Source organism: Paenirhizobium naphthalenivorans (genome assembly GCF_007992095.1).
Taxonomy (GTDB): Bacteria; Pseudomonadota; Alphaproteobacteria; order Rhizobiales; family Rhizobiaceae; genus Allorhizobium; species Allorhizobium naphthalenivorans.
Map to the genome: position 1 here is coordinate 108578 of NZ_BJZP01000004.1, position 15991 is coordinate 124568.

The 15991-nt window shown below is 63.4% G+C and carries 19 protein-coding genes; 11 read left to right on the forward strand and 8 right to left on the reverse strand.

Annotation, left to right across the window (positions count from 1 at the left end):
* Positions 1 to 20 precede the first annotated feature (20 nt).
* Positions 21 to 1418, reverse strand: coding sequence for a threonine synthase (thrC, locus tag RNA01_RS05585; RefSeq protein ID WP_170253371.1), 1398 nt, complete (start codon positions 1416 to 1418; stop codon positions 21 to 23).
* 318 nt (positions 1419 to 1736) lie between these two features.
* Here thrC and RNA01_RS05590 point away from each other — a divergent pair, with 318 nt between their 5' ends.
* Complete coding sequence (locus RNA01_RS05590; protein ID WP_147178979.1) at positions 1737 to 2291, forward strand: hypothetical protein; 555 nt, start codon at positions 1737 to 1739, stop codon at positions 2289 to 2291.
* 106 nt (positions 2292 to 2397) lie between these two features.
* A complete protein-coding gene (locus RNA01_RS05595; RefSeq protein WP_170253372.1) occupies positions 2398 to 3315 on the forward strand; it encodes a diacylglycerol/lipid kinase family protein in 918 nt (305 codons plus the stop codon).
* Between the two features lie 63 nt (positions 3316 to 3378).
* Here RNA01_RS05595 and RNA01_RS05600 read toward each other — a convergent pair whose 3' ends face one another.
* The 4 genes from RNA01_RS05600 to RNA01_RS05615 all read right to left on the reverse strand — a co-directional run bounded on the left by RNA01_RS05600 (position 3379) and on the right by RNA01_RS05615 (position 5894).
* Positions 3379 to 4068: an HAD family hydrolase gene (locus RNA01_RS05600; RefSeq protein ID WP_147178981.1), complete on the reverse strand. Its 690-nt coding sequence runs from the start codon at positions 4066 to 4068 to the stop codon at positions 3379 to 3381.
* A gap of 89 nt (positions 4069 to 4157) precedes the next feature.
* Complete coding sequence (locus RNA01_RS05605) at positions 4158 to 4730, reverse strand: TetR/AcrR family transcriptional regulator (protein WP_147178982.1); 573 nt, start codon at positions 4728 to 4730, stop codon at positions 4158 to 4160.
* Complete coding sequence (locus tag RNA01_RS05610; RefSeq protein ID WP_147178983.1) at positions 4730 to 5077, reverse strand: DMT family transporter; 348 nt, start codon at positions 5075 to 5077, stop codon at positions 4730 to 4732. The genes RNA01_RS05605 and RNA01_RS05610 overlap by 1 nt, the downstream gene beginning before the upstream one ends.
* A 130-nt stretch (positions 5078 to 5207) precedes the next feature.
* Positions 5208 to 5894, reverse strand: coding sequence for an ArsR/SmtB family transcription factor (locus RNA01_RS05615; protein WP_147178984.1), 687 nt, complete (start codon positions 5892 to 5894; stop codon positions 5208 to 5210).
* Between the two features lie 83 nt (positions 5895 to 5977).
* On the opposite strand from RNA01_RS05615, the gene RNA01_RS05620 reads away from it, so the two are divergent.
* The 6 genes from RNA01_RS05620 to RNA01_RS05645 all read left to right on the forward strand — a co-directional run bounded on the left by RNA01_RS05620 (position 5978) and on the right by RNA01_RS05645 (position 10067).
* The gene (locus tag RNA01_RS05620) at positions 5978 to 6307 is read left to right on the forward strand and encodes an NIPSNAP family protein (RefSeq protein WP_147178985.1); all 330 of its coding nucleotides are present in this window, start codon (positions 5978 to 5980) and stop codon (positions 6305 to 6307) included.
* A complete protein-coding gene (locus RNA01_RS05625) occupies positions 6304 to 6648 on the forward strand; it encodes an antibiotic biosynthesis monooxygenase family protein (protein WP_147178986.1) in 345 nt (114 codons plus the stop codon). Before RNA01_RS05620 ends, RNA01_RS05625 begins: the two co-directional genes overlap by 4 nt.
* A gap of 67 nt (positions 6649 to 6715) precedes the next feature.
* Entirely contained in the window at positions 6716 to 7384 is a 669-nt protein-coding gene (locus tag RNA01_RS05630; RefSeq protein WP_147178987.1) for a GntR family transcriptional regulator, read from the forward strand.
* Between the two features lie 193 nt (positions 7385 to 7577).
* A complete protein-coding gene (locus tag RNA01_RS05635; protein ID WP_147178988.1) occupies positions 7578 to 8168 on the forward strand; it encodes a biotin transporter BioY in 591 nt (196 codons plus the stop codon).
* Positions 8169 to 8187: 19 nt separating this feature from the next.
* The gene (locus tag RNA01_RS05640; protein WP_147178989.1) at positions 8188 to 8622 is read left to right on the forward strand and encodes a DUF1284 domain-containing protein; all 435 of its coding nucleotides are present in this window, start codon (positions 8188 to 8190) and stop codon (positions 8620 to 8622) included.
* Positions 8623 to 8936: 314 nt separating this feature from the next.
* Complete coding sequence (locus RNA01_RS05645) at positions 8937 to 10067, forward strand: site-specific DNA-methyltransferase (RefSeq protein WP_147178990.1); 1131 nt, start codon at positions 8937 to 8939, stop codon at positions 10065 to 10067.
* 116 nt (positions 10068 to 10183) lie between these two features.
* Here RNA01_RS05645 and RNA01_RS05650 read toward each other — a convergent pair whose 3' ends face one another.
* On the reverse strand, positions 10184 to 10546 hold the full coding sequence (locus RNA01_RS05650) for a nuclear transport factor 2 family protein (RefSeq protein ID WP_147178991.1): 363 nt from the start codon (positions 10544 to 10546) through the stop codon (positions 10184 to 10186).
* Positions 10547 to 10644: 98 nt separating this feature from the next.
* Here RNA01_RS05650 and RNA01_RS05655 point away from each other — a divergent pair, with 98 nt between their 5' ends.
* The gene (locus tag RNA01_RS05655) at positions 10645 to 12537 is read left to right on the forward strand and encodes an O-linked N-acetylglucosamine transferase, SPINDLY family protein (RefSeq protein WP_170253373.1); all 1893 of its coding nucleotides are present in this window, start codon (positions 10645 to 10647) and stop codon (positions 12535 to 12537) included.
* Positions 12538 to 12550: 13 nt separating this feature from the next.
* Here the strand turns inward: RNA01_RS05655 and RNA01_RS05660 are convergent, their stop codons facing one another.
* Positions 12551 to 13165: an HAD family hydrolase gene (locus RNA01_RS05660; RefSeq protein ID WP_147178993.1), complete on the reverse strand. Its 615-nt coding sequence runs from the start codon at positions 13163 to 13165 to the stop codon at positions 12551 to 12553.
* 3 nt (positions 13166 to 13168) lie between these two features.
* A complete protein-coding gene (gene mutY, locus RNA01_RS05665; RefSeq protein WP_147178994.1) occupies positions 13169 to 14257 on the reverse strand; it encodes an A/G-specific adenine glycosylase in 1089 nt (362 codons plus the stop codon).
* 93 nt (positions 14258 to 14350) lie between these two features.
* On the opposite strand from mutY, the gene RNA01_RS05670 reads away from it, so the two are divergent.
* The gene (locus RNA01_RS05670; protein ID WP_147178995.1) at positions 14351 to 14848 is read left to right on the forward strand and encodes a DUF721 domain-containing protein; all 498 of its coding nucleotides are present in this window, start codon (positions 14351 to 14353) and stop codon (positions 14846 to 14848) included.
* A 148-nt stretch (positions 14849 to 14996) separates the two neighbouring features.
* Entirely contained in the window at positions 14997 to 15854 is an 858-nt protein-coding gene (locus tag RNA01_RS05675) for a DsbA family protein (RefSeq protein ID WP_147178996.1), read from the forward strand.
* Positions 15855 to 15991: the final 137 nt, after the last annotated feature.

A 15991-nucleotide genomic window follows, 5' to 3' on the forward strand; every position in this document is an offset into this window, starting at 1 on the left:
TATCTGTCTTTCTGCGCTTCTTAATTCTCGCGGCGGGCATGCTCGTCGACAAAGGTTTCGACGGCTTTAAGTTCCGCCTCGAGGACGTCGAAACGCTCCTCCCGGTCCATCAAGTCAGCAAGCCACGCCGGAAGCGCGGGGTCAATACCGCTCGCCGATTTTACCGCAGCCGGGAATTTCGCCGGATGAGCGGTCGAAAGCGTCACCATCGGGCTCGACGGCTTCTCGAACTTCTGGGCGACGAAGACGCCGACGGCGGTGTGCGGGTCGAGCAGATAGCCGGTCTCGGCCAGCGTGTCGCGGATCGTCGCGGCGACCTGCTTCTCGCTGGCGCGGCCAGCGCGGAACTCCTTGCGGATCGCTTTCAGGGCGGCCGGCTTGATCTCGAAGCCGCCGGACTGCTTGAGGCTTTCCATTGCCGCGCGGATGGCGCTGTCGTCTCGATCGTAGGCTTCAAACAGAAGGCGCTCGAAGTTGGACGAGATCTGGATGTCCATCGACGGAGAGGTCGTGGCCGATACGCCCTTCATCTCGTAGCGGCCGGTCTTCAGCGTGCGGGCCAGGATGTCGTTCTCGTTGGTGGCTATCACCAGCTTGTCGATCGGCAGGCCCATCTTCTTGGCGACATAGCCGGCGAAGATGTCGCCGAAATTGCCGGTCGGCACAGTGAAGGAGACCTTGCGGTCCGGGCTGCCCAGAGAGATCGCGGCGGTGAAATAGTAGACCACTTGCGCCATGATGCGCGCCCAGTTGATCGAATTTACCCCGGAGATCTTCAGCCGGTCACGGAAGTCGATGTCGTTGAACATCGCCTTCACCAGATTCTGGCAGTCGTCGAAATTGCCCTTGACGGCGATCGCGTGGACGTTCTCAGCCTTGGAGGTTGTCATCTGCCGCTGCTGGACGGGTGAGACCTTTTCATGCGGGAAAAGGATGAAGACATCCGTGCGCGCCCGTCCGGCAAAGGCATCAATCGCCGCGCCGCCGGTATCGCCCGAGGTCGCGCCGACAATGGTCGCGCGCTCGCCGCGCTGGGCAAGCGCATGGTCCATTAGCCGCGCCAGCAGCTGCATGGCGACGTCCTTGAAGGCCAGAGTCGTGCCGTGGAACAGTTCCAGGATGAAGGAATTCGGCCCGGTCTGGACCAGCGGCGCCACCGCCGGATGGCGGAAAGTGGCATAGGCCTCGTCGATCATCGCACGGAAGACACCGGCCTCGATCTCGCCGCCGGTGAAGCGATAGAGCACTTCAAAGGCGATGTCCTGATAGCTCTTACCGCGCAGCGCCCGGATCTCTTTCTTCGTCAGGTGTGGCCACTTGCGCGGCACATAGAGGCCGCCGTCGCGGGCCAGGCCGGCGAGAAGAGCGTCACAGAAACCGAGGCTTTTTGCCTCTCCGCGGGTCGAGATATAGTCCACGATGCTTGTCCTTGGTCTTGAAGAAGGGAAGGGCCTGGTTCGCGGGAGAAGGCTAAGCCTTTCCAGGCGCTGTTGTTCGTCTTTTTGTGCCGGTCGACCCCGGCTGTTCCTGTTCTCGCACCGATGAAGGAATGGCGCCATCCGGCAAAGCTGGGGCATTGCCGCCCCGGAGGCGTTGAAAATTAAACCAAAACACCGGCGACCCAATCGATTTTTCGCTGCGCCGCTGGTATAGACCATCGGCAAGGGGCATGAAAAGGCCTCAATTCGAATGGCTTCTGGCTTCTTCAAGCCAGCATTGCGGAAGGTTGGAGTATCGTGTCTGTGAAGGTATCGCGCGGGATCTTGGCCGCATCCTTGTTGATGGTTCTCGCCGGCTGCAACGCTGGCAATCCGGGGGGCGTGCTCGGCTCGGCCGCCGACAAGCCGGCGGCGACCCCCGCCGCCAGTTCCGCCGCAGCGGTGCAGGGCTTCTGCCCGCCGATCACACTGCGCGACGGCACGGCCTACTACCGCACCTATGCCAAGGGCGCCAAGGATGATCCCACCAAGGTCATCTATCAGGCCTCGCTTGCCGACACGACGCGCTCCTGCGCTCGCTCGGAAACGACGCTGACCATCACCGCCATGGTCCAGGGCAGGCTGGTGGCCGGTCCTGAGGGCAAGGCTGGACCGGTCACGCTGCCGATCCGGGTCGCCGTGACGGACGGTGACAAGGTCCTTTATTCCGAACTGACGCAGTTCCCTGTAACGCTCGCCGACGTCGCCCAGGCGACGCAGTTCGTCTTCACCAAGGACGTAGCAGTGCCAGGCGATCTCGGCGGCCTGGTCAAGGTTCATATCGGTTTCGATGAAGGGCCGGTAAAGAAATAAGCAGCAAGGGGAGGCGACTTCAGGGCGCGGCGTTCCGGGAATACGGTAGCGAAACGGAGCGCCAGTCGCTGTGCTGTCGATCGCGCCCGAATGCCGGGGGGCATGGGTGAAAGTCGGAATTATCAGCAATCCCGTCTCGGGCGGCCGTTTCGGCCGTGCGCGCGGGCGGGAAATAAGCGCGGCCTTGGCTGCGCATTTTTCCGACTGCGTCTTTCGCCAGACCGCTTCCGCCGGTGACGCAACACGCCTTGCGATCGAGTTGGTCGAGGCGGGATGCGAACTGATCATCGCCCTCGGCGGCGACGGCACGATCGGCGATGTGGTCGACGGCCTCATGCGCTCGGCGAGACCCGAGACGCCGTTTTCCTTCGCTCCGACCGGTACGGGTTGCGATTTCGCCCGCAACTTCGCTTTGCCGCACGATCCTGAGGCCGTGGCACGGCAGATTGTCGACGCGCCGGTGCGCAGGATCGACGTTGCCCGCATGCGTGGTCGGACCACGGACGGCCGCATCGTCGAGCGCCACTTCGCCAATATCGCCAGCGTCGGGGTCTCGGGCCGCATCGTCCAGGCCGTCAACGGCCGAGGGCGGCGCGTCGCGAGTGGTTCGCTGCGCTTTCTGCTGTGCTCGGTGCGCGAGATTCTCCGCTATCGATCCCAGGGCGTTCGTCTGGTCGTCGACGGGGTGGAGGTCTTCAAGGGGCCGGTCACGGTTGTGGCGGTGGCAAACGGCGCCTGGTTCGGCGGCGGAATGCATGTCGTGCCCTTCGCCGACCTTGGCGACGGCCTGCTCGACATCGGCGTCTTGCATGGGGCGAGCCGGACAGGCGTGCTTGGCATCCTCGCCCGCCTTTACTCCGCCGCGCATGTCGGTCACCGGCTTATCAGCTTCTTTCGCGGGCGCGTTATCGACATCGAGCCACTCGGCGATCAGCGGCTATCGATCGAGGCGGACGGCGAAACGCTGCCCTTCGACAGCTTGCATGTCGAGGTACTGCCCGGCGCGCTCAGCCTGAAGATCTGAACGGCCTGTCCCGTCGGTCCGCAGCGCGCCTGATCGGTGTTCGGGCGACAGCGCCCGCTTGGGTCAGAACGCGCCGGCCCATTCTTCCATGGCGGCGATCACCGCCGGCAAATCAACCATACGGGAGATCACTGTCTCTGCGCCGGCATCGGTCAGCCGGTCGGCGTGCGACGGATAGGTGTGCGAGGCGCCGGTGAAGCCGATCACCCGCATTCCGGCGGCCCGCGCGGCGTGCACGCCATGCACCGAATCCTCGATCACGACGCATTTGGCGGGAGAAACGTTGAACTGGGCCGCAGCGTGCAGGAAGATGTCCGGCTTCGGCTTGACCCGGTCGGCGCCGAGGTCCTTGGCCGAGTAGATATGCGGCGCGAAGAAGTCCTTCAGTCCGACCTTGCTGAGCATCATGTCGAGCCGGGCGAGCGACGAGTTGGAGCAGATGCAGCGCGGTCCCTTGAGTCGGGCAAGCGCGAACTGCACACCCTCGATGATCTTGACCTCGCGGGCCAGGCGCTGGTCGAGCAGCTTCTCCGACTTGTCGAGCAGGCTTGCCGAAAGCGGGATGTCGATCTCCTGCTCGACCGTGAGCAGGATGTTCTTCCACGTCATGCCGGCGAAACGCTCGCCCATTTCCTCGACCGAAATCGGATAGCCTGCTTCGTTGAGCAGCTTGGATTCGACCCGTGCCGCGATGATTTCGGAATCGACGAGCACGCCGTCGCAATCGAAGATGGTAAGGTCGAAGCCGCTCATGGGGATTTCCGTCTTGTCGTCCTTGGGGGAGGCGCTTCCCCTACACGAAGCGATGCCAAAGAACAATCCGCCATGTATGCGGCAAGGTCTCAGGCAGAGGGTGGTCGCGAGGCAAGGGCCAGCAGTTGCGGTTCCAGACCTGTCATGTCGCGCGGCTCTGCGCGGTCCTGCCCCATCAAGTCGGCCATCCACACGCCGTCGGCGGCCAGTCGGACGATCTCGAGGAGGGGCGTGTCGTCCGTCGCCCGATGGGCGGCAAGGTGCCCGTCGAGCCAGTCCGACCAGAGCCTGCGCATGCCGGGATCGGCGACCATCGTCACCGAAAGGGCGGCCCAGGGGCTTCGCACGCCGAGCTTGTGGTCGGCGAAGGCCGCCCGCACATAGGCGCGAGTGAAGCGTCCGAACGGTTGCGGGTCCTCGGCCATGTAGCGGTCGATCTCGTCCGTGAGCTGCTTCAGCAGATCGGCAAACACCGCTTCGAGCAGCGCCTGTTTGTTGGCAAAGTGGTGCAGCAGTCCGCCCTTCGTGACGCCCGCCGCAGTGGCGACGGCCTGGATCGTGATTGCCGCCGGCCCCTGGTCGACGGCGAGCTTCGCCGTGCGGTCGAGCAGCGACCGGCGGACCTTGTCCGGCTCCTTCTTGCGCATATGGGCGTTGGCCATCAGCCGTGCGTCACCGAGTTGGAGAAAACATTCATGACGATCACGCCGGTGACGATCATGGCGATGCCGGCCAGGGCAGGCAGGTCGAGCGACTGCTTGAGGATCACCACCGAGATTGTCGCGGTCAGCACGATTCCGAGCCCGCCCCAGACGGCGTAGGCGATGCCGAGCGGAACGCCTTTCAGGGCCTGGGAGAGCAGATAGAAGGAGACGATGTAGAAAAGAACCATGGCCCCGGTCGGCAACGGCCTGGAGAATTGCTCCGACTTCTGCAACAGGGTGGTGGCGATCACTTCGCAGACGATGGCGCCGCCCAGCGCGCTATAGGCAAGAAACAAGGGGTTCATCGAAAAGCTCTCCACGGACACGGCCAAGATTTAAACATACCGTCTGGACGGTTTCTTCGCAAGGCGGCTGAAGGCCTGGAGGGTGTGGCTTGTTGGCACCACGACCGATGTCCTTTGATGTGATTGGAATTTAACTGGACAGCGGAAACATCGCAGCGAAACGCCGCTCGCCCTCGGGCGAAAAAACGATCGCCCGGCTACCGCTCTCGCGCCGCGCGTAGCCATGGTCGAGAAAATGGGTGAGCAGCGCCTTGCCGAGTGAGCCAGAGAGATGGATGCGCCGTTCGCTCCAGTCGAGGCAGGCGCGGCAGAGCGGGCGGCGCTGCGCCTTCAGTCCGGCGAGGTCTATACCGTTGTCGCAGACCAGTGCCTCGCCAAGAGATGTCAGCTGCGGATGTTCCTCTTCGCCGACAATCGCTCCTGCGGCCCGCAAGCTGTCGAGCATGCGCACCCCATAGTCGCCGGCCAGATGGTCGTAGCAGACCCGCGCCTTGCGCAGCGCCGGCTCCTTCGGTCCCGCCTTGTGGCGTACATGGCCGCGGCTCGCGGCGAAGCCCATCAGGCTTTCGATCATCCGTCCGACCGATGGATCGGCAAGGGTGAAATGGCGATGGCGGCCCTGCTTGCGCTGGGTCAGCAGCCCGCCCTCGTCAAGTTTCGCAAGGTGCGAGCTGGCCGTCGGCAGGCCGATGCCGGCGGCTCCGGCAAGCTCGGTGGCGGTCAGCGCCCGGCCGTCCATCAGCGCCAACAGCATGTTGGCGCGGGCGGGGTCGCCGATCAGGGCGGCGAGACGGGCGATGTCCGGTCCTTCACTCATGCTTCGATCGTAATCGAAGCATTGCTGTTGGGCAATATGCGACGAGGGGGCGTCAACACCATCACAGCCTGAAAGGAACAGCCATGATCACCTGCGTCATCCGTTACGAGATCGATCCGTTTGCCCGCGACGCCTTCACCACCTACGCCCGCAACTGGGGCGAGGCGATTCCGCGCTGCGGCGCCGATCTGGTCGGCTATTTCGCCCCGCATGAAGGGTCGGCCACCACGGCTTACGGCATCTATCACGTTAAGGATCTGGCGGCCTACGAGGCCTATCGCACCCGGCTCGCCGCCGATCCGCTCGGCAAAGCCAATTACGAATTCGCCCGCAATGCCCGCTTCATCCTCAAGGAGGACCGGCTCTTCCTGAAGTGCGTATCCGAAATCCCCGCGCTCATGGTCCAGCCATGATCGCGGTGATCTTCGAGGTTGTCCCCTATACCGGTGAACGGCACCGCTATCTCGATCTGGCGGGCGAGCTGCGCGCCCGGCTTGAAGCAACCGACGGTTTTGTCTCCGTCGAACGTTTTGAAAGCCTGACCACGCGTGGAAAGCTCCTGTCCTTGTCCTTCTGGCGCGACGAGGATGTAGTGCGTCGCTGGCGCGAAACGGAGGAGCATCGTCACGCGCAAAGGGCGGGCCGGGAGGGTGTCTTTGCCAATTACCGCCTGCGGGTCGCCCATGTGTTGCGCGACTACGGCCTGCATGACCGCGATGAGGCGCCGGAGGATAGTCGCGCAATCCTCGGCTGAGGCCACGTTCCGTCTGGCTATGGCTGTTCGTCTCGACATTTTCGTGGCTGCTGACTATGCAGGAGCCATGGAAAAAGAACGCGACGACACCATCGCCAGCCGCATCAGCCGCGCCCTCGCCGAGCGCATCGTCCATGGCGAACTGGTGCCTGGCTCGCGCCTCGCTCAGGACCGTATCGCCGAGGAATTCGGCGCCAGCCACGTGCCGGTCCGGGAAGCCTTCCGCCGGCTGGAGGCACAGGGCCTCGTCGTCAGCATTCCGCGCCGCGGCGTGCGCGTCGCTTCCTTCGACCTGAAGCAAGTGCGCGAGGTCGCGGAAATGCGCGCCGCCCTCGAAGTGCTGGCGCTGCGACATGCCGCGCCGCATCTGACCGGTGCGTTGCTCGACGCGGCCGAGCAGGCTGCGACGGATGCCGACGACGCAAGTGATGTCCGGACCTGGGAGGAGGCCAACCGCCGCTTTCATCGCCTGATCATCTCGACCTGTGACATGCCGCGCCTGCTTTCCGTCATTGACGATCTGCACGCCGTCAGCGCCCGCTTTCTCTTTGTCGCCTGGCGCGCCACTTGGGAGGCCCGCACGGATCACGATCACCGTGCGATTCTCGATGCTCTGAGGCAGGGAGATGCCGGCGAGGCCTGCCGCATCCTGGAGCGGCATGTGCAATGGATCGGTCGCGCCTCCATGCCGGCCCCCGGCCGTTCCGAGACTGAAGGCTTCGCCATCGTCGGTTGATTTTCAAAAATTATAGATAAAAACTCGCGATGGGAAAATCCTTGCGGAAGAGGGGTTTTGCGTCTGTTTGCATGATTTGCTGGCAAGGCGCGCCACGTGTCGCCTGCAATTTCACGCTCTAATCTTGGCGAATCCGAAAATCATAGATAAAATATGCTTCGCGAATTAAATTATCTATAAAATGGAGATTGCCATGACGTCCATGCTTGCCACCGCCGTTCGCGGCTTCGATCCGCTTGGTATCGCTCGCCGCTCGCTGGCCACGCAGGCCGTGCTGCTGGTCTTTGGCACGGCCTTGCTCGCGCTCGCCTCGCGGATAAGTGTGCCCATGGTGCCGGTGCCGATCACCCTGCAGACCTTCGCGTTGACCATGATCGGCGTGCTCTACGGCTGGCGCCTCGGTGCGCTGACCGTTCTTGCCTGGCTCGGCGAGGCGATGATTGGTCTGCCTGTACTTGCCAATGGCGCCGGCGGTCTTGCGCCTTTCGTCGGTCCGACGGCCGGCTACCTTGCCGCCTTCCCGATCGTGGCCGCACTCGCCGGTTTCCTTGCCGAAAAGGGTTGGGCCGGGGAGCGGGTGGTCTTGAGCTTCTCTGCCCATCTCCTCGCCAACTTGCTGTGCCTGGCCATTGGCGGCGCTTGGCTCGCCTACCTGATCGGCGCTGAGAAAGGTCTCGTCCTCGGTGTCGTGCCGTTCATTCTCGGTGCCGTGCTGAAGTCCGCGCTCGCCGCGGCCGTGCTGATGGCTGTCGGCCGTCGCGCGAACAAGTCACTCGACCTCTGAGGCCGGGACAGCTGTAACCGTGACCGTCCGGCTCCGTGCCCACCATTTGCTCTGCATGCTGACCTACATCGGCAAGGGCTATTCCCCCGCCTTCGTCGAGAACTACGAGGCGATCGCCGCCCTTCTGTCGGCCGGCGAGGAAATCGAACTGGTGGCGGGGCCGGACGACATCTGTCGACCGCTGCTTGGCGGTGGTGGCGCCCATTGCCTCGGCGAAAGCGTTCTGCGGCGGGACGATGACGCCCGCAACGCTGTCTCGCGCCTTTTGTCCGTCACGCTTTCCGCTGGTTCTGGCATTGTCCTGAGCTCGGCTCTGCTGGATCGGTTGAGAGCCAGTTTCGCGACGGGCCGCATCCGCTCGGCCTGCTCCGGCTGCGAATGGTCGAGCCTTTGCGACGAAGTGGCCGCCGCAGGCTATGTCGGCGCCGTTGTTGCCCGATTGTCGCCGGGCTGATCGTGCCGGCGCCAGACGCGGCATCCGTCCTCCAGCAGGTGTCCGCGAAGAGTGGCCGCAGAAGGGCGCGCTGAGTTTTATCCAGCATTATTTCCGTCTTGCCGGGCGCCGCGCTGTCGCCGCGTGGAGAGGGTCTTCCCTCAAGGCCAGCAAGCCGATCATGGCCTTCCGGATTCACCATATCCGGCTCCGTTTCGCGGAGAAGCAGCCTGACTCTCCGCAATTTTTCGATTTCCATTCAGTCTTTGGTAACCAAGATCAGTAACCATAAGCCTCGTTATCCCGTGCTGCGTCAGCGTAAGAGTGAGTAACCGATGGCTTCTGTATTCCCGCTTGCCGATCTCCGCCGTTCCAGCGATCCGTTTTCCTGGGTCAACTCGATCATCAAGGGCGACTGCGTCGCAGCGCTCGAAGCGCTTCCCGACAAGTCGGTCGATGTGATTTTCGCCGATCCGCCGTACAATCTTCAGCTCGGTGGCGCGCTGCATCGCCCGGACCAGTCTCTCGTCGACGCCTGCGACGATGAGTGGGATCAGTTCGCCTCCTTCCAGGCTTATGACGCCTTCACCCGCGCCTGGCTGCTGGCTTGCCGCCGCGTCCTGAAGCCCACCGGAACGATCTGGGTGATCGGTTCCTACCACAACATCTTCCGCGTCGGTGCGACCTTGCAGGATCTCAACTTCTGGATCCTCAACGACATCGTCTGGCGCAAGACCAACCCGATGCCGAACTTCAAGGGGCGTCGTTTCCAGAACGCCCACGAGACGATGATCTGGGCTTCCCCGGACGCCAAGGCCAAGGGTTACACCTTTAACTACGATGCGCTGAAGGCCTCGAACGACGACGTTCAAATGCGCTCGGACTGGCTCTTCCCGATATGCTCCGGTGGTGAACGCCTCAAGGGCGACGATGGCAAGAAGGTCCATCCGACCCAGAAGCCGGAAGCGCTGCTGGCCCGCATCATCATGGCCTCCACCAAGCCGGGCGACATCGTGCTTGATCCTTTCTTCGGCTCCGGCACCACCGGCGCGGTCGCCAAGCGTCTCGGTCGCAATTTCGTCGGCATCGAGCGCGAGCAGGACTATATCGATGCTGCCTCTGCCCGCATCGCCTCGGTCACGCCGCTCGGCAAGACCGAACTCACGGTGCTGACCGGCAAGAAGGCCGAACCGCGCGTTGCCTTCAACACGCTGGTCGAGAGCGGCATGGTCAAGCCGGGCCAGGTTCTTACCTGCGCCAAACGTCGCCATTCGGCGGTGGTGCGCGCCGACGGCACGCTCGTCTCGGGCAGCGAGGCAGGTTCCATTCATCGTCTGGGCGCGAAGGTGCAGGGCGTTGACGCATGCAACGGATGGACGTTCTGGCACACCGATGACGGGCACTCCCTGCGCCCCATCGACGAGCTTCGCTCCGTCGTCCGCAAAGGACTGGCAAAGCTGGACTAACGATCCGCCCAGCTTTGCCAGTCCGGATTCTCCGGCCGGTCATGTACCTCTAGTCCTGGCGGGAGAACCTTGACGCCCGGTGCGAAAGCGCCGGGCGTCATTTCTCCGAAGGGGCCTCAGACCTTGTAATCCGTCACCTCCACCGAGACGATCTTGCCCTGCGCATCGAAGGTGATCGTCTCCTCGCCAAAGCGGATCAGTGGCTCGCCGGTTTCTGCATGGGTCGCCTTCAGTCGCCATACGGCGCGCGCGGCCAGCGGCGAGGCGGCCTCGATCAGTTCGTCGACCGCCTGCTGGTCGGGATAGGTGTCGAAATAGCGGCGGAAGGCCGCCATGATCGCGCTGCGACCCTCAAGGCCTCCGACCTTCACCGAACCATAGACGGCATCCTCGGCGTAGAAATCCTCGATCATCTCGAAGTCGAGACCGTTCACGGCGTCGAGATAGCGTTTGGCGGCGACGACGGGATCGAAGGTCATGCAAGGGCTCCAGGGGCAGGGGATGTCTATGTGCCGGCAGTAGTCGCGCGGCTGCGATGAAGCACCTTTGTCCAACCGACAGTTTCGGACAAGTCGGCATGCCTAATCATATTAGCGAAACATGGGAGCGAGACGTGACGGCATTGCTGGACAAGGCCAAGCAGCAGTTTAACGCCGGCGAGTTGCAATCGTCTCTGGCGACGCTTTACAAGCTGTTGGAAGTGGAGCGCGCCGACGCGCAGCCGATGATCTTGGCTGCGACTATCCATGAGCGGCTGGGCGACCGGGCCATGGCTGCGACATTCTATGCCGGCGCCATCGATTTGACACCGAACCTCAAGCGCGAGGTCGCCTTCCGCGCCGCCTCGCACTATCTCGCCGTCGGTGACATCGATGCGGCGCTCTCCACCATGCTGATGTTGGAAAAACATCTGCCGGACGATCTTGATGTCGTCCATTCGCTTTGCAGCCTCTATCGTGAAACGGGGCGCTATGCCGATGCGTTGCCCTATGCGCGCGCACTGGCGACCATGGCCCAGAACTTCGGCAACTTCGTCAATGCCGGTATCGTCCTGTCTGGCCTTGGGCTTTACGAGGAGGCCTATCCGCCGCTGCTTCAGGGCTATGTCGCAAACCCCGAGGAGCGCCTGGGCCTTTCCGAACTGTTCTGGTGTGCCTCCAACCTGTGCGACTTCCCGCTCGCCGAGCGTCTCCAAGCCGAGTTGGAAGCCGCCTATGCCCGTGAGGGCGTGACCGCCGATATTCGTGAAAATGCTTTCCGTGCGCTGGTCTGGTCGGGCGATGAGGAATACCACGTCCGTTGCGCCCGCCGCACGGCCGAGGCGGTCTTTCCCCCGGTCGCGCCCAAATGGTCGCGCGCCGAGCGCGCGCCGGGGCCGGTGCGTGTTGGCTATCTCTCGTCCGATTTCTGCGATCATGCGACCATGGCGTTGTTCGCCGGGGCGCTCGAAGCCCATGACCGCGAGCGTTTCTCCATCTACGGCATCTGCCACACGCCCGAGAACCTGCGGCAGGGACCTGTGCGCGAACGCTTTCTCGAGGCGGTTGATTTCTACATCGACATTCTGGCGCTCGACGATGATGCCGCCGCCGATCTGGTGCGCTCGCTCGACCTCGATATTCTGGTGGATCTCAAGGGCTTCACCCAAGGCAACCGGCTCGCCATCTTCTGTCGGCGGCCGGCACCGGTTCAGGTCACCTATCTTGGCTTTCCCGGCTGCGTCGCCGGCGTCGGCATCGACTATGCCATGACCGACCGGATCGTCACGCCAGATCGCTCGATCCCCTTCTATCAGGAAAAACTGCTCCGCCTGGAGGGCAGCTATCAGGCCAATGACCGCAGCCGCGAGGCGGTGGAACGGGCATCGGACAAGGCTGGTGCGCGCCGCGCGCTCGGTCTGCCGGAAACGGGCACCGTTTTCTGCTCGTTCAACCAGTCGCAGAAGATCCGCGGTAATGTCTTTGCCGCCTGGATGCAGGTGCTTGCCGCCGTCGACGGTTCGGTGCTGTGGCTGATGGATCAGTCCGCTCTCACCAGGCGCAATCTGCAAAAGGCGGCCGAAGTGCAGGGCATCGACCCGGCCCGCCTGATCTTTGCGCCAAAGGTGCCGATTACCGAGCATCTGCGGCGGCTCGTCGAGGCTGATATCGCGCTCGACACCGCACCGTATAATGGCCACACCACCACCTCGGATGCGCTGTGGTGCGCCGTGCCGGTGGTGACATTCAAAGGCACGAGCTTTGCTGGTCGCGTGTCGGAAAGTCTGCTTTCCGCCGTGGGCCTGCCGGAACTCGTCGCCGAAAACCTTTCAGCCTTCGTCCGCCTGGCGGTCGAACTGGCGCAGGATGGGGACCGCCATTCCCGCCTGCGCAAGCATCTCATCGAAGCGCGCGATGTCGCGCCTCTGTTCGATACGGAATTGTTCACCCGTCGGCTTGAGGAGAAATTCCTCGAGATCGCCGGCGGGTGAGCGGCGTGATCTTCTAGACCACGACGCCCAGGTCCCGCAGATCCGCTCTCAGCTTTTCCGCGCCGAGGAACTGCACCGCTTGCCAGCCGGCTTCGCGGGCGCCTTCGACATTGACGGCGACGTCGTCGATGAACACGCAAGCCGCCGGGTCGAGGTCGAAATCGGCAGCGTGACGCTGGTAGATCGCCACATCCGGCTTCAACAGACCGACCTCACCGGAAACGGTCACGCCGCGCGGCAGGTTGAGGAAGGGGTACATGGCGCGCGCTTCCCGGAAGGTGTCGGCGGCAAAATTCGTCAGCATGGTGACGTCGCGTCCCGCTTCGATCAGCCCGGTCATCAGCGCCACGCTGTCCTCATAGGCATAAGGCGCCATCTCGCGCCAGTTGCGGCGGAAGGCGCGGATCTGTTCCTCGCGTTCGGGAAAGCGGGCGATGGCCTCCGCCTCGGCCTCGGACCAACTGCGTCCACGGTCCTGCTCGAGGTTCCAGTCATGGGTGCAGACATTGTCGAAGAACCAGTGCCGTTCTGCCGCATCGGGAATGATGCGCGAATAGGGCAGGTTCGGATCGTAATGGATCAGCACCTTGCCGATGTCGAAGACAATATGACGAATGGGGTCGGGCATGAATTATCCTTTTGGGGTCGAAAAGGCGGTCGGAATAGCGGCGGCAATCGCTTTTTTCATGGCAGTCGGCAGCGCCTCGCCGTCAAGATTTGTGACCGGCGCCCAGAAGCCGTGAACCGCACCCACATCCCCACGGGAAACCTGCGCGCGGTAAACGCCGAGCCGAAGCTCGAAATGGGTGAACACATGGGTGACGGTGCCGCAGGCCTGCCAGCCGGCGGCAAAGGGTGCCGCCTCCACGCCCGTCTCGCCATCGACCCGCGACGTCCAGGCGGTTGTCGGTACCTCGGTCATGCCGCCCAGCAACCCGCTCTCCGGCCGGCGCCGCAGCAGAAGATGTCCGTCCGTATCGACGGCGATGAAGGCCGCGCCCAGCCTCACCGGCTTTTCCTTCTTCGCTGCCTTGACGGGAAAGCGCTCCGGATCGTCGCTCTCCAAGGCCATGCACACATCGTTGAACGGACAGAGCGCGCAGGCCGGCCGCTTTGGCGTGCAGATCGTCGCGCCGAGATCCATCATCGCCTGGGCGAAATCGCCCGGCCGGTCGTCCGGCGTCATGGCGGCCACGCGCGCCTTCATCGCTGGCTTGGAGCCGGGCAGGGGCGCGTCGATGGCGTAGAGCCGCGAGATCACCCGCTCCACATTGCCGTCCATCACCGCCGCATTGCGGTTGAAGGCGATCGCGGCGACCGCAGCCGAGGTATAGTCGCCGATGCCAGGAAGGCTCTTGAGGCCTTCCTCTGTTTCGGGAAAGCGGCCGCCATGCTCGAAAGCCACGGCCTCTGCGCATTTCTTCAGATTGCGGGCTCGCGCATAATAGCCAAGCCCCGCCCAGGCGACCATCACGTCCTCGGAGGGGGCGGCCGCGAGATCGGCAACCGTCGGCCATTGGCCGACGAACTTGGCGAAATAGGCCTTCACCGCCGCAACCGTCGTCTGTTGCAGCATCACCTCCGATAGCCAGATGTGATAGGGGTCGGGTTTCACGCCACGCTTCGCCATGGCCGGCGAAATGCGCCAGGGCAGGTCGCGGTGGTGGCGATCGTACCAGGCCAGCAGGGGCTCGGCGGCGGGTTTCTTCTGGATTGTCACGCTCGTCGTTTGCCGGTGAGGGGAGAAGTGCCCTATATCTGGCCAAATCACCCGGCCGTTCAAGGGGTGAGATGAAAGGCTCCACGGTATTCCATGCGTGCTCCGCGAAAAGGCGTGATCCAGATATCCGAAGTGGCCAATGGCATCATCGATCCGGTGCTCGCCCGCCGCGCCGGCATATCGACCGCACTGCTCGGGTCCTGGGACGAGATCGCCGGCGAGAACTTCGCCGATTGCACGCGCCCGGAAAAGATCGCCTGGCCGCGTCGTGGTGATCCAGGCGATGCGGGCGGTCATCGGCCGGGCGTTCTGACGATCGCCTGCGAAGGCGCGCGTGCGCTCTTTCTGTCGCATGCCCAGGGCGAACTCATCGCCCGTATCAACGGGTTTTTCGGCTATCCGGCGATCGGCCAGATTCGCATCGTCCAGAAGCCGGTCTCGACCGCGACGCTGAAGCGCGCGCTGCCGCGCAAATTGGTCGGGGAGAAGGCCGAAAGGCTCGCCGGCATGATGGAGGGTATCACCGATGAAAAGCTTCGCCAGGCGATCGAGCGGCTCGGCACCGGCGTCATGTCGCAACGCCGCAAGTGATGATGGCCGCGAACATGAAGAATATTTAATGCGTTAGCCCCCGCAAGGTCACGATTCTTTGATGAAAGGGGTACCCCGCCGCCTTGTTTGACACCGGTTGGCGCGATAACGGTTGGGCAATGTCAAAAACAGTCATCAGGGTGCATTGATGCCGAAACTCGATACGATCCTCACCAAGAGCCGCCTGATGGGTGGTGTTGCTGTCGTCGCCATGGCGGCGGTGCTGGCTTCCTGCAGCGACGATTCCGACAAGAAGGCGGCGGCGGATGGCGCCGCCAAGCCCGCCGAGACCAGCACGGCCGCTCCGGCGACCCCGGCTGCTCCCGCCGCGCCCGCTACCCCGGCCGAGCCGTCGACCGCAGCGGTTCCTGCCGCCGAGACCGCCCCGGCCCCGGCTCCTGTCGCAGCCGCGCCTGCGGCCAAGGTCGAGATTCCGACTTCGGATCACGATGTCGACATGGCCGATGCCCTGAAGCCGGGCCCGATGAAGGAAATGGCGCTCGGCGATCCGAACGCTCCGGTCAAGATCATCGAATACATGTCGATGACCTGCTCGCATTGCGCCAACTTCCACACCCACACCTTCGACGCGATCAAGGAAAAATACGTCGACAGTGGCAAGGCCTATTTCATCGTTCGCGAATTCCCCTTCCCGGGAGACACCGCATCGCTCGCAGCCTTCATGCTGGCGCGCTGCACCCCGGAAGAGCGTTACTTCCCATTCGTCTCGATGTTCATGAAGCAGCAGCGCAGCTGGGCGGCCCCGGCGGACAACGATGTACGCGGCGCCATGCTGCAATTGTCGAAACTGGGTGGTTTTACACAGGAGAGCTTCGACGCCTGCTTGACGAACCAGAAACTTGCCGGTGATGTAACTTCGGTCCGGGATCGTGGGGCCAAGGATTTCGGCGTTCAGTCGACGCCAACCTTCCTGATCAACGGCAAGAGCTATTCGGGAGACATGTCGGTTGATACCATGTCGGCGCTTATCGACAGCATGCTCTGATCGGCGCACCGGCTTTTCGACGGGCGACGGCGAAAGCCGTGCGCCCGTCTTTGTTGTTTTTGTCTTCTCGCCAGCGGGGGGACGTGCCGAACGGAGTGAGGCGATGAGGGGGTGGAATGTACGACGCTCGCCCTCAC

Excerpts from the sequence above, each read along its gene's own strand:
- RNA01_RS05620 (WP_147178985.1), top strand. The coding sequence starts at position 5,978 with ATGATCACCTGCGTCATCCGTTACGAGATCGATCCGTTTGCCCGCGAC.
- RNA01_RS05625 (WP_147178986.1), top strand. The coding sequence starts at position 6,304 with ATGATCGCGGTGATCTTCGAGGTTGTCCCCTATACCGGTGAACGGCAC.
- RNA01_RS05635 (WP_147178988.1), top strand. The coding sequence starts at position 7,578 with ATGACGTCCATGCTTGCCACCGCCGTTCGCGGCTTCGATCCGCTTGGT.
- RNA01_RS05660 (WP_147178993.1), bottom strand. The coding sequence starts at position 13,165 with ATGCCCGACCCCATTCGTCATATTGTCTTCGACATCGGCAAGGTGCTG.
- RNA01_RS05610 (WP_147178983.1), bottom strand. The coding sequence starts at position 5,077 with ATGAACCCCTTGTTTCTTGCCTATAGCGCGCTGGGCGGCGCCATCGTC.
- RNA01_RS05645 (WP_147178990.1), top strand. The coding sequence starts at position 8,937 with ATGGCTTCTGTATTCCCGCTTGCCGATCTCCGCCGTTCCAGCGATCCG.
- RNA01_RS05605 (WP_147178982.1), bottom strand. The coding sequence starts at position 4,730 with ATGGCCAACGCCCATATGCGCAAGAAGGAGCCGGACAAGGTCCGCCGG.
- RNA01_RS05600 (WP_147178981.1), bottom strand. The coding sequence starts at position 4,068 with ATGAGCGGCTTCGACCTTACCATCTTCGATTGCGACGGCGTGCTCGTC.
- RNA01_RS05615 (WP_147178984.1), bottom strand. The coding sequence starts at position 5,894 with ATGAGTGAAGGACCGGACATCGCCCGTCTCGCCGCCCTGATCGGCGAC.
- RNA01_RS05630 (WP_147178987.1), top strand. The coding sequence starts at position 6,716 with ATGGAAAAAGAACGCGACGACACCATCGCCAGCCGCATCAGCCGCGCC.
- RNA01_RS05650 (WP_147178991.1), bottom strand. The coding sequence starts at position 10,546 with ATGACCTTCGATCCCGTCGTCGCCGCCAAACGCTATCTCGACGCCGTG.
- RNA01_RS05655 (WP_170253373.1), top strand. The coding sequence starts at position 10,645 with ATGCCTAATCATATTAGCGAAACATGGGAGCGAGACGTGACGGCATTG.
- RNA01_RS05675 (WP_147178996.1), top strand. The coding sequence starts at position 14,997 with ATGCCGAAACTCGATACGATCCTCACCAAGAGCCGCCTGATGGGTGGT.
- RNA01_RS05670 (WP_147178995.1), top strand. The coding sequence starts at position 14,351 with ATGCGTGCTCCGCGAAAAGGCGTGATCCAGATATCCGAAGTGGCCAAT.